At 70.3% G+C, this 10,637-nt stretch carries 13 protein-coding genes; 8 read left to right on the top strand and 5 right to left on the bottom strand.

What is annotated here, in order from left to right:
• Both ACJ73U_RS37280 and ACJ73U_RS37275 read right to left on the bottom strand, forming a co-directional pair.
• Positions 1 to 1,339, bottom strand: a 1,339-nt coding sequence (locus tag ACJ73U_RS37280; protein WP_407782468.1) for an ABC transporter permease, incomplete at its 3' end; no start/stop codon positions are given.
• On the bottom strand, positions 1,339 to 2,085 hold the full coding sequence (locus ACJ73U_RS37275; RefSeq protein ID WP_407782470.1) for an ABC transporter ATP-binding protein: 747 nt from the start codon (positions 2,083 to 2,085) through the stop codon (positions 1,339 to 1,341). The genes ACJ73U_RS37280 and ACJ73U_RS37275, both read right to left, overlap by 1 nt.
• A 92-nt stretch (positions 2,086 to 2,177) precedes the next feature.
• Here ACJ73U_RS37275 and ACJ73U_RS37270 point away from each other — a divergent pair, with 92 nt between their 5' ends.
• On the top strand, positions 2,178 to 3,332 hold the full coding sequence (locus ACJ73U_RS37270) for a sensor histidine kinase (RefSeq protein WP_407782467.1): 1,155 nt from the start codon (positions 2,178 to 2,180) through the stop codon (positions 3,330 to 3,332).
• Positions 3,320 to 3,964, top strand: a complete 645-nt coding sequence (locus ACJ73U_RS37265) for a response regulator (RefSeq protein ID WP_407782466.1) — start codon at positions 3,320 to 3,322, stop codon at positions 3,962 to 3,964. Before ACJ73U_RS37270 ends, ACJ73U_RS37265 begins: the two co-directional genes overlap by 13 nt.
• On the opposite strand, the gene ACJ73U_RS37260 is transcribed toward ACJ73U_RS37265, so the two are convergent.
• A complete protein-coding gene (locus tag ACJ73U_RS37260) occupies positions 3,961 to 4,368 on the bottom strand; it encodes an SRPBCC family protein (protein WP_407782465.1) in 408 nt (135 codons plus the stop codon). The two genes, ACJ73U_RS37265 and ACJ73U_RS37260, sit on opposite strands and share 4 nt — an antisense overlap.
• Complete coding sequence (locus ACJ73U_RS37255) at positions 4,346 to 4,678, bottom strand: metalloregulator ArsR/SmtB family transcription factor (RefSeq protein ID WP_407782464.1); 333 nt, start codon at positions 4,676 to 4,678, stop codon at positions 4,346 to 4,348. The genes ACJ73U_RS37260 and ACJ73U_RS37255 overlap by 23 nt, the downstream gene beginning before the upstream one ends.
• A 110-nt stretch (positions 4,679 to 4,788) precedes the next feature.
• Here ACJ73U_RS37255 and ACJ73U_RS37250 point away from each other — a divergent pair, with 110 nt between their 5' ends.
• From ACJ73U_RS37250 to ACJ73U_RS37235, 4 genes are all read left to right on the top strand, one after another.
• Positions 4,789 to 5,076 (top strand): antitoxin, encoded by a 288-nt coding sequence (locus ACJ73U_RS37250; protein WP_407782463.1) that lies wholly within the window; start codon positions 4,789 to 4,791, stop codon positions 5,074 to 5,076.
• Positions 5,077 to 5,674: 598 nt separating this feature from the next.
• On the top strand, positions 5,675 to 6,337 hold the full coding sequence (locus ACJ73U_RS37245) for a peptidylprolyl isomerase (RefSeq protein ID WP_407782469.1): 663 nt from the start codon (positions 5,675 to 5,677) through the stop codon (positions 6,335 to 6,337).
• A gap of 478 nt (positions 6,338 to 6,815) precedes the next feature.
• Entirely contained in the window at positions 6,816 to 8,198 is a 1,383-nt protein-coding gene (locus ACJ73U_RS37240; protein WP_407782462.1) for a dicarboxylate/amino acid:cation symporter, read from the top strand.
• 119 nt (positions 8,199 to 8,317) lie between these two features.
• The gene (locus tag ACJ73U_RS37235; RefSeq protein WP_407782461.1) at positions 8,318 to 8,641 is read left to right on the top strand and encodes a plasmid stabilization protein; all 324 of its coding nucleotides are present in this window, start codon (positions 8,318 to 8,320) and stop codon (positions 8,639 to 8,641) included.
• A 23-nt stretch (positions 8,642 to 8,664) separates the two neighbouring features.
• On the opposite strand, the gene ACJ73U_RS37230 is transcribed toward ACJ73U_RS37235, so the two are convergent.
• A complete protein-coding gene (locus ACJ73U_RS37230) occupies positions 8,665 to 8,955 on the bottom strand; it encodes an iron-sulfur cluster biosynthesis protein (protein ID WP_407782460.1) in 291 nt (96 codons plus the stop codon).
• Between the two features lie 165 nt (positions 8,956 to 9,120).
• Here ACJ73U_RS37230 and ACJ73U_RS37225 point away from each other — a divergent pair, with 165 nt between their 5' ends.
• Positions 9,121 to 9,552, top strand: coding sequence for an ATP-binding protein (locus ACJ73U_RS37225; protein ID WP_407782459.1), 432 nt, complete (start codon positions 9,121 to 9,123; stop codon positions 9,550 to 9,552).
• Positions 9,549 to 10,358: an RNA polymerase sigma factor SigF gene (locus ACJ73U_RS37220; RefSeq protein ID WP_407782458.1), complete on the top strand. Its 810-nt coding sequence runs from the start codon at positions 9,549 to 9,551 to the stop codon at positions 10,356 to 10,358. Before ACJ73U_RS37225 ends, ACJ73U_RS37220 begins: the two co-directional genes overlap by 4 nt.
• Positions 10,359 to 10,637 lie beyond the last annotated feature (279 nt).

Genomic DNA, 10,637 nt, shown 5'->3' with positions numbered 1-10,637 from the left:
CGACGAGCCGGATGGTCCACTCCACGAGCCGTGGCCCGAGCAGCGCCACACCGACCACCATCAGGAGGGCCGAGCTACCCGCACCCGCCACCGCCGTCTCCCCCGGCAGGATCACCGCCAGCGACGACGCGGCCGTCCCCAGCACCAGCGCGAGCTGACCGGCGAGCACCCGGCCCCGTCTGATCGGCTTCGCGTCCACATCGGACTCCCGCAGCGCCTCGACCGGCTGGATCTTCGCCACGCGCCGGGCCGCGATCCACCCCGCGATCCGTGCCGTGCCGATGGAAAGCACGACCGCCGCCACCGCGGGCAGCGGGCTGAGCGCGAGCCCGAAGTCGGCGGGCAGCATCCCGACGGAGGCGAACGCCGCGCGCAGTCCGTACGCGAGGCCGTAGCCGGGCACCGCACCCAGCACCGCCGCGCTGCCCGCGACCAGCAGGATCTCGGCGCCGATCATGCGGTGCACCTGCCGGGGCGTCGCGGCGACGGCACGCAGCAACGCGATCTCCCGCCGGCGCTGCTGCACGGACAGTGCCAGCGTGCTCGCCACCACGAGCATGGCGATCATGATCGCCGTGCCGGCGAAGGACAGCGACAGCAGGATCAGCTGCGAGCGCACCTGCCCGACGTCGAGGAACTCCACGTCGCCGCGGGCGTCGCCGGTGTAGACGGCGAGCTTCGGGAACGCGGCGGCGATCCGGTCGGCCACCGCGCCGGCGTCCTGGTCGGTGAGCACGCCGACCGCGTCGACCTGCTCGGGGCGTCCGTAGAGCTCACGTGCCTGGGCGTCGGTGAAGAACAACGTGGACTGGCGCCCGAGCGCCTCGGCGGTGATCCCCGTGACCGTGAACGTGCGGGGCACCGCGCCGATCGCGATGTCGACCCGGTCGCCGACCTTGACGCCGGCGGCGAGTGCGCTGTCGAGCACGACCCCGTCCTCGCGGGGCGCCCCGCCGTCCCGCAGGTGGAACGGCGTGAGCGTGGCGGCACTCCAGCCGTGCCCGGCCACCGGTCGCCCGTCGAGGGTCACCGGAACGCTGAGGTCGCCGATGGCCTTGGTCACCCCCGCCACCGCGGCCACCTTGTCGACCACGTCCGCCGGCAGCGGCACCCGCTCGCTGTACGGCTGGTCCATGTCCTCCGCCACGGAGATGGACTGCTGGGCGCCGACCACGACCGGCGCACCGGCGAAGCGCTGCGGCGGCACCCCGGCCCGCAGACCGGACTCGAGCAGCACCCCGAGTGCCGTCACGAGCGCCGCGGCGGCCAGCACCGCGACGAACATCCCGACGAACGGGCCCTTCCTGTGGCGGATGGTCGCCCTCGCGTGGTCGAGCATCACCACTCACCCAGCCTGGTCATCCGCTCCGCCACCGCAGCCGGGTTGGGCCGCTCCAGCGAGTCCGCGAACCGGCCGTCCGCGAGGAACACCACGCGGTCGGCGAACGACGCGGCCACCGGGTCGTGGGTCACCATGAGCACGGTTTGCCGGAAGGAGTCCACGACGTTGCGCAGCAGCGTCAGCACCTGGCGGCCGGTGCGGGTGTCGAGCGCGCCGGTCGGCTCGTCGGCGAACATAACCTCGGGGCGGGTGACCAGCGCGCGGGCGATCGCGACCCGCTGCTGCTGCCCACCGGACAGCTCGTTCGGCAGGTGCGCGAGCCGGTCGGTGAGCCCCACCTGGGTCACCACCTCACGCAGCCACGCCTGGTCGACCGCCCGGCCGGCGAGGCGCAGCGGGAGCGCGATGTTCTGCTCGACGGTCAGCGCCGGCAGCAGGTTGTAGGCCTGGAAGACGAACCCGATCCGCTCACGGCGCAGCTCGGTGAGCGCGACCTCCTTGAGCTTGGACAGGTCCGTGTCGCCGAGGCGCACCGTCCCGGAGGTCGGCCGGTCGAGGCCCGCCGCGCAGTGCAGGAACGTGGACTTGCCGGACCCGGACGGGCCCATCACCGCGGTGAAACTCCCGCGTGCCAGCGCGATGCTGACCTTGTCGAGGGCCGTCACCGACGCCGCCCCCCGGCCGTACACTTTGGACACCTCGGTGAGCTGGACCGCGGTCGCCCCGGAGATCTTGGTTCCCATCACGAGTGAGAAGTTATTGATCCGGGCGCCGCGGATCGATGGAGCTGGATACCGGTTTCGGGGTATAGCCAGCCATACCCCATCCTTGTCCCATGCGTGATCGGGTGCGGGCGGTGTGGCGGGCCGTGGTGTTCCTGCTCGTCGGCGCGGTCACGGCCTTCGTGTCCCTGCTGGCGCTGCCGGTCCTGCTGCTCCTCGCCCTGTCCGCCCGGCAGGTGGCGGCGCGGTTGCTGGACGTCGTGGTCGGCTACGAGCGCCGGCGGGTGGCCGCGTACACGGGTCGGCCCATTCCCACGGGGGCGGAGCCGGACACGTGGCGGCACACCGTCTGGTTCGTCGTGCACGCGCTCACCGGCACGGTCGTCGGCCTGGTCGGCTGCTCACTGCCCGGCGCCGCGGTCAACTCCGCGCTCGTGCCGTTGTACTGGTGGCTGGCGCCCAACGACGACCCGGTCGTGGCGCCGTACCCGGTGACGTCGTGGACCGGCGCCGCGTTCATGCCGCTGGTCGCCGTCGCCTACGCGCTCGCCACGCTGTGGGTCACGCCATGGCTCGCGCGGCTGCAGATCCGCTGGTCGCGGCAGCTGCTCTCGCCGCCGCCAGGGGCGCGGCTGGCGGAGCGGGTCGCCGAGCTGACCGCGAGCCGGGCCGCCGCGCTCGAGGCGCACGGCGCCGAGTTGCGGCGCATCGAACGCGACCTGCACGACGACACGCAGAACCGGATCGTCGCGGTGGCCATGCACCTCGGCATCGTCGAGCGCGCACTGCGTCGCGACCCGGCGACGGCGCTCCCGCTGGTGCTCAAGGCCCAGGACGCGGCGAGCGACGCGCTGGCCGGCCCGCGGGGTGTGGTGCGCAGCAACTCCCCGCCGGTGCTGGCCGAACGCGGCCTGGACGGCGCGATCGCCGGCCTGATCGCGCGCAGCGCCGTGCCGACCACGCTGACGGTGGAGAACCTGGGCCGTGCGCCGGCGGCCGTGGAGTCGGCGGCGTACTTCGTGGTCGCGGAGGCGCTGACGAACGTGGCGAAGCACAGCGGCGCCGACCACTGCGAGGTCCGGCTGCGGGGCCTGGACCCGCTGGTCATCGAGGTGCGGGACGACGGCCACGGCGGCGCCGACGAGGCCGGTGGGACGGGCCTCGCCGGCATCCGCCGCCGGGTGGCGGCCTTCGACGGCGGCACGTCGATCAGCAGCCCGGTAGGAGGGCCGACCGTGTTGCGGGTGGAGCTGCCATGCGGGTCGTGATCGCCGAGGACGACGCGCTGCTGCGCGAGGGCCTCGTCCTGCTGCTGGGCACCGAGGGCATCGAGGTCGCCGCGGCCGCGGACAACGCGGCCGACTTCCTGGCCGCCGTGTCGGCGGAGCGCCCCGACGCGGTGGTCGTGGACGTCCGCCTCCCGCCGTCGTTCACCGACGAGGGCCTGCGTGCCGCCGTCGAGGCACGCCGCCTGCTGCCCGGGCTGCCGGTCCTCGTGCTGTCGGCGTACGTCGAGGACAGCTATGCGACCGACCTGCTCAGCGACGGCGCCGGCGGCGTCGGCTACCTGCTGAAGGAGCGGGTCGGCAAGGTGGCGAGGTTCCTCGACGCCCTGCACGAGGTCGTCGGCGGCGGCACCGTGCTGGACCCGGAGGTGGTAACCCAGCTGATGGTCCGCCGCCACGCGGACGACCCCATCCGCACCCTCACACCCCGCGAGCGCGACGTCCTGGCCCTGATGGCCGAGGGCCGCGCGAACGCCGCCATCGCGGCGGAACTGGTGGTCAGCGAACCGGCGGTGAGCAAGCACATCGGCAACATCTTCACGAAGCTGGGACTGCCGCCGAACGACATCGGCCACCGCCGCGTGCTCGCGGTGCTGGCCTACCTGCGTGCCTAGACCGGCGTCTCCTCGAGCCTGCGGGCCAGGTGCGGCAGGATCTTGGCCCAGCCCCCCGACATGTTCTCGAAAGCCATGGCGTGACGCGGGTCGTCGAGGTCAAAACCGCTGTGCGCCAGGAACAAGCGGGTGCCGGCACCCTCGGCCACCAGCCGCCAGGTGATCGTCCAGTCGACGTCGCCCTCGCCGAAGGTGTAGCTCAGCAGGCGGTCCTCCTCGACCTCGGTCACCGTGCACGGCTGCCTGCCCCACCTGCCCATGTCCAGCGTGAACCGGTGCCCGACCTCGGGGCGGATGTCGCCGGGCGCCCACCACGTGGCGAGCCGGTCGGGCTCGGTCAGCATGCGCCACACCTTGGCGGGCGGCTGGGCGATGAACTGGTCAACGTGGATCGTCTCGCTCATCGGTCTCCTCTTCCATGATCGTGGACAGCGTGCGCATCCGGTCACGCCAGTAGCGCTCGAACGGGTGAAGCCAGTCACTCACCGCGGCCAGTGGTTCGGCGGTCAGGTGGTAGTGCCGCTCGCGGCCGCGGACCTCCTCGCGGACCAGCTCCGCGCGCCGGAGGATCTGCAGGTGTTCCGACACCGCTGGGCGGCTGAGGTCGAACTGCGCGGCCAGCGCGCCGGCGGTCCGGGCGCCGTCCCGCAGCAGCTCCAGCAGCTTGCGCCGCACGGGGTTGGCCATGGCGGTGAAGAGCAGGTCGTCGGGCACGACGGAACAATACGTCGGAGATCTCCGACATGTCAACTCTTTCCGACACGTTTGAGACCCACGCGGAGTGGTATCCGTACTTTCAACAGCGACGACGGAAGGAGCAGGCAATGCCTTCGCTGAAGAGACTGACCGCGATCGCCGGCACCGCCGCCGCGGCACGCAGCTACATTCGCAAGAACCCCGACAAGGTGAACAAGATGGCCGCGACGGCCGGGAAGTTCATCGACAAGCGGACCAAGGGCAAGTACCACAAGCACATCGACACCGCGGTGCGCAAGGTCCACAGCCTGACCGGCGGTTCCACCGCGAGCGCGACCACCACACCGGCCACCGTGCCCGGCAAGACCGTGACGAACACGACCACCCCGACCACCACGAACCCGGTCTCGCACTGACCCGCCTTCCGCGAGCGCCGGCCGCCTGATCGAACAACACCCGGACAGGTGACCCCGCCCCCACGGCACAGGTTCAACGCCGACCGGACCCGCCACCCAGGCGGCGTCCGGTCGGCGTTCTCCTGTCTCCGGACGAGGGCTGGCGGTTCCACACCGTCACCTCACCGCCCAGCGCGGCAATCCCCCCACCCTTCGACGTTCTCCCGTCTCCGGGGATGACTGACGTTCCACGCCGTCACCTCGCCGACGCCCAGCGCGGCAATCCCCCCACGCTTCGGCGTCCCCCTGTCTCCGGACGAGGTGACTGCGTTCCACACGCCGTCATCGCGCCGACGCCCAGCGCGGCAATCTCCCCCACGCCCACCGCGCGATGCGCGCGAGTCAGTCGACGTGCCGGTGCCCCCCGGCGCGGACCGCGGCATGCCGAAGTTGGGCGGCTGGCATATGATTGCGTCTAGAATAAACCGACCGTCCGGTTTGTGATTCGTCCTGCGTGAGGCTGAGCTAGACTGCGTCGCCGTTTCACCAAGAGGAGGTCCTGTTGCTCAGGAAACTCACGATCGCGGCGGGCGCCCTGCTGGTGGCCGCCGCGAGCCTGATGGTGGCAACGCCCGCCGGCGCCGACACCGCGGGCACCACCCACGGTCCCTGCCAGTACACGGCAACCCCCGACGAGCCCGCCGCCCGTCCCGTCCCACTCCCACCCGACCCGAGGCGAACCCCCAACCACGGCACGGTGAGGGTGGACGTCAGCACCAACCAGGGTCCGCTGCCGCTGACCCTGGACCGCGCGGCGGCCCCGTGCACGGTCCAGAGCTTCATCCACCTGGCACGGTGGCGTTTCTACGACCGGACGACCTGCCACCGCCTGACGACGTATCCGACGCTGGAAGTGCTCCAGTGCGGCGACCCGACCGGCACGGGCGAGGGCGGCCCGGGCTACCGGTACAAGGACGAACTGCCGGTCGACCTTGCCCCGGCACCGACCGACCCCACCGGCGCGCGGAAGGTGTACCCGCGAGGCACCCTGGCCATGGCGAACGCGGGCCCGGACACCAACGGCAGCCAGTTCTTCCTGGTGTACGGCAACGCATACCTGCGCCCGAACTACACCATCTTCGGCACCGTGGGCGACGCCGGCCTGGCAACCCTGGACCACGTAGCCGCCGCCGGTGTCCAACCCACACCCGAGGACCCAGCCCCACTCGACGGCCCACCGGCCCTGCGCACCGACCTGAAGAAGGTCAAGGTCCACTGCTGACCACCGCGGCCCCGTTCCTGGGTCAGCTCGGCTCGAACGGGCCGACCCAGGATCGGTTCGCCCCTCAAAGTCAGGGCAGCACCTTCTGAACTGGGAAAACAGCGCGACCTCTGCCTCGATCCCGCAGACTCGCCGCTGGTGGGTCTGGCCTCCGGCCCCCGGTTCCAGCCTCCCATGGACCACCGACAGTCCCGTCCGCCGACCGCTGTTGTGCTGGGAGTTGTCCACAGCCAACCGAGTTGTCCACAGGACCAGCTCGACCGCCGGGAAACGTCGTCCCGACCGTTAGGCTGGATTCCGGGGGCCGGAGGCATTCCGGGGGCCGGCGATGATCTTGCTCGGCAGGGTTGCCGACCGGCTTGGGGGCCAGTTGGTCTAGTCCACATCATGAGAAGGGCGGATTCTCACCAGAACCCGAGGTTAGATGCCAGATAGTGGCCAGCCGAACGGTCACGTTCTGACGTCTTCGGGAGTACAGATGTCGACAACGCAGGCAGCGACCCAGGCCGAACGGCCTCGGTCGCGCCGTAACACCATCTTCGGGCTCGCCGTGTTGGCCGGGCTCGTCCTCGGGGCCTTACTCGGCTTCGTCGCCAAGCAGGCTGACATCGCCTGGCTCGCCACCACGCTGTCGCGGATCGGGGAGGTGTTCGTCAGCCTCGTGCAGTTCACGGTGATCCCGCTCGTCTTCACCGCGATCGTCGTCGGGATCACCAGTCTGCGGCACCTGGGTGGACCGCGGACCGCGGCTCAGCTGGGTGGCCGCACGCTGGCCTGGTTCGCGATCACATCGCTGATAGCGGTCATCATCGGGATTGTCATCGGGCTCGTGGGGAACCTCGGGAGCGGTGTCCGGGTCTCGCCGTCGAAGGAGGCCGTGGCCACCATCGCCGAGCGGTCGCCCGGGGACTGGTGGGCCTTCGTCCAGAGCATCGTGCCCAGCAACCTCTTCAGCGCCTTCAGTGAGGGCAACGTCCTCCAGGTCGTGTTCATCGCGTTGCTCGTCGGCGGCGCGGCCTACGTCCTGGGCGACCGGGCGAAGACCTTCGTCGACGTGAACCGCGCGGCGTTCGACATCATCCAGAAGGTGCTCGGGTGGATCATCTGGCTCGCGCCGCTCGGCGTCCTCGGGTTGCTCGGCAACGCGTTCGCCAGCTACGGCAACGAGTTCTTCGCGCCGCTGATCTCGCTGATCGCCGCCGTCTACCTCGGCTGCGCGCTCGTGCTGTTCGGCGTCTACCCGCTGCTGCTGCGGTTCGTCGGCAGGGTCAACCCGCTGACGTTCTACCGCAAGTCGTGGACGGCGCTGCAGTTCGCGTTCGTCTCGCAGTCGTCCGGGGCGACGCTGCCGCTGTCCCGCCAGGCCGCGGTGAACCTCGGCGTCCCGCGCGGGTACGCCAGCTTCGCCGTCCCGCTCGGCACGACGACCAAGATGGACGGCTGTGCGGCGCTCTTCCCCGCCATCACCACCATCTTCATCGCGAACCTCAACGGGATCACCCTGTCCTTCGGCGACTACGTGCTGATCGTGCTCGTCGCCGTGTTCGGTTCGCTGGCCACCGCCGGCACCACCGGCTGGTTCACGATGCTCACCCTCACCCTCGCCGCGGTGAACCTGCCGGCCGAGGTGATCGCCACCGGCGTCGCGATCGTGTTCGCCGTCAACCCGATCCTCGACATGGCCCGCACCGCCACCAACGTGGCCGGTCAGATCACCGTCCCGGTCCTGGTCGCCCGCGGCACCGGAATCCTCGACGAGGACGCCCTCCACGACCGCAACGACCTCCCGCTGCTCGACGACGACACCGCCGCCGAGCCCGAGCCGGAACCGACCACCGAGAAGGTCCCCGCGAACGCCTGAGCACCGCCCCGAAGGACCCCCGCCGACGTCGGCGGGGGTCCTTCGGCACGTCGGGCCGCGGTTCGGCGTGCGCGGGAACGGGTACGCCCCTGGCGAGGACGACGAAAGGGGTGGCGAGGATGCCGCAGTCGTGGAGCGACAAGCGCGAGCGCCAGTACGAGCACATCAAGGATGGCGCCAAGAAGCGCGGCACCGGCGACAAGCGGGCCAAGGAGATCGCGGCCAGGACGGTGAACAAGAACCGCGCGCAGTCGGGCGAGTCGCGGACGAAGAGCCGGAGCTCGACGAACGACATGTCACCGCAGAAGCGCGGCGGGCAGCGGTCGCACAAGGGACCGGGCGGGCCGACCAAGGAACAGCTCTACAACGAGGCCAAGAAGAAGAACATCAGGGGCCGTTCCTCCATGAGCAAGCAGGAGCTGCAGAAGGCCCTCGGCCGGTGACCCACCCGGTCCTCAGTAGAGCGTCAGTCCTGCTCGAGGACCGCGAACTCCAGCTGCCCGTCGGCCGCGGCCTGCACGTCGAGGACCTTGTCCGACAGGTAGTCGGCCGCGCGCTCCTCGAGGAAGACGTGCGCACCGTCGTTCGCCGTGACGACCTGGTCGCCGTCGACCGGCCCGCTTTCCACGGTGAGCGCGAGCGCGGCCTGGGCCTCGGTCTCGCTCTCGATGGCGAACCGGAGCCCGCCGTCCTCGATGCCACCCTGGGCGGTCAGCGCACTGATCGCCTCGGCAGCCGCTTCCGTTACCGCCAACATCTGATTTGGCTCCTTCGTTTCGACGGCTTGCCGGTCCCACGTTACCGAGAGCTGTCGGCGGGGGCGTGTTGAGGAGGACGCATGGACCCGATACGGTGGTGGGGCGGTCACCCCGTGGCACGCGTACCTGTGTTATGCCTCAGAGATTGTGGGTACCCCGGCGACATGTACGAAGGAACCGAGGACGGCAGTCCAGAAGAGATCGAGCTGCGTATCGCCGCCGTGCTCACGAACCTTCCCATCATCCGGTCCCTGGCCGCGAGCATCGCCATGCGCGCGGACTTCGACCTCGACTCGATCGCCGACCTGCGCCTGGCGGTCGACGAGGCGTGCTCGACGCTGATCACCCAGGGTGCGCCGAACGCGATGTTGCGGTGCACGTTCCAGGTCAGCGCGGAAGAGATCAGGTTCGTCGTATCCGTACCGTCCACAAGCGACGCGAAGCCGAGCAGCGACTCGTTCGGCTGGCGGGTACTGAGCACGCTGACCGACCACACGGCCACCTGGGTCGACGGCCCCGTCGACAGCGATCCGACCACCCCGCACCAGGTGCACATTGAGCTGGCCAAACGCCGGATGGAAGGGCTTCCCGGGTGACCGGGACGCAGAGTTCGCGCGCCAGAGACCAGGAGAGTTCGGCCACCGGCTACGAGCACCTGACCCCCCTGTTCGACGAACTGGCCGCGCTGCCCGAGAACGACCCCCGTCGCGCCGAACTACGCAACGAGCTGGTGACCGGTCACCTGCCACTCGCGGAGCACATCGCCACCAGGTTCTCGAACCGTGGCGTGCCGCGCGAGGACCTCGTGCAGGTGGCGACCCTGGGCCTGATCAACGCGGTCGACCGCTTCCAGCCGGACCGCGGCACGGACTTCCTGTCGTTCGCCGTCCCGACGGTGATGGGCGAGGTACGCAGGCACTTCCGCGACGCCAGCTGGTCCATGCACGTGCCAAGGCGGCTCAAGGAACTGAACCTGGCCATCAACGCGGCCAGCGCCGAGCTGTCCCAACGCCTGGGCCGCGCGCCGACACCCAGCGAACTGGGCAAGCACCTGGGCCTGTCACCCGAGCAGGTGTACGAGGGCCTGGAGGCCGGCAACGCCTACCACTCGATGTCCCTGGACGAGGCCCTGTCCCCGGAGGCCGATTCGGACCCCCTGGGCGACACACTCGGCCAACCGGACGAGGCCCTGGACGGCGTGGAGAACTACGAGTCACTCCGTCCGCTGATCGAGGCCCTGCCGGAACGGGAGCGGCAGATCCTGACGCTCCGGTTCTTCCGCCACATGACGCAGACGCAGATCGCCGACCGCATCGGCATCTCGCAGATGCACGTGTCCCGCCTGCTGTCGAGGACACTGGAGACCCTGCGCAAGGGCATGCTCTCCGACCCTGACATGTGACACCAACCCACGCACAGTTCGACAAGAGATAGCTGAACGCTCGGCTGGAACACTTCCAGCCGAGCGTTTTCTGTTGATAAGAGCCGCGGGCGCCTCGCGCACAGGCACAGGCCCCGGCATGGTCTTGCCGCGAGATACGGGCCTGCACGGAGAAACCCCGCACAGGCCCGAAAGCATCCCGCGCCAACCACCCGCTCAACAAGCCAGCCAGCACCAACGAAAGCCAACCCTCACCGCCCCACCCCACCGCCAGCCCCAGCCAGCCACCACCAACCCTTG

The sequence above is a fragment of the Actinophytocola sp. genome, assembly GCF_045807065.1.
GTDB lineage: Bacteria > Actinomycetota > Actinomycetes > Mycobacteriales > Pseudonocardiaceae > Actinophytocola.
This window is presented reverse-complemented; position numbering and strand designations above follow the sequence as displayed.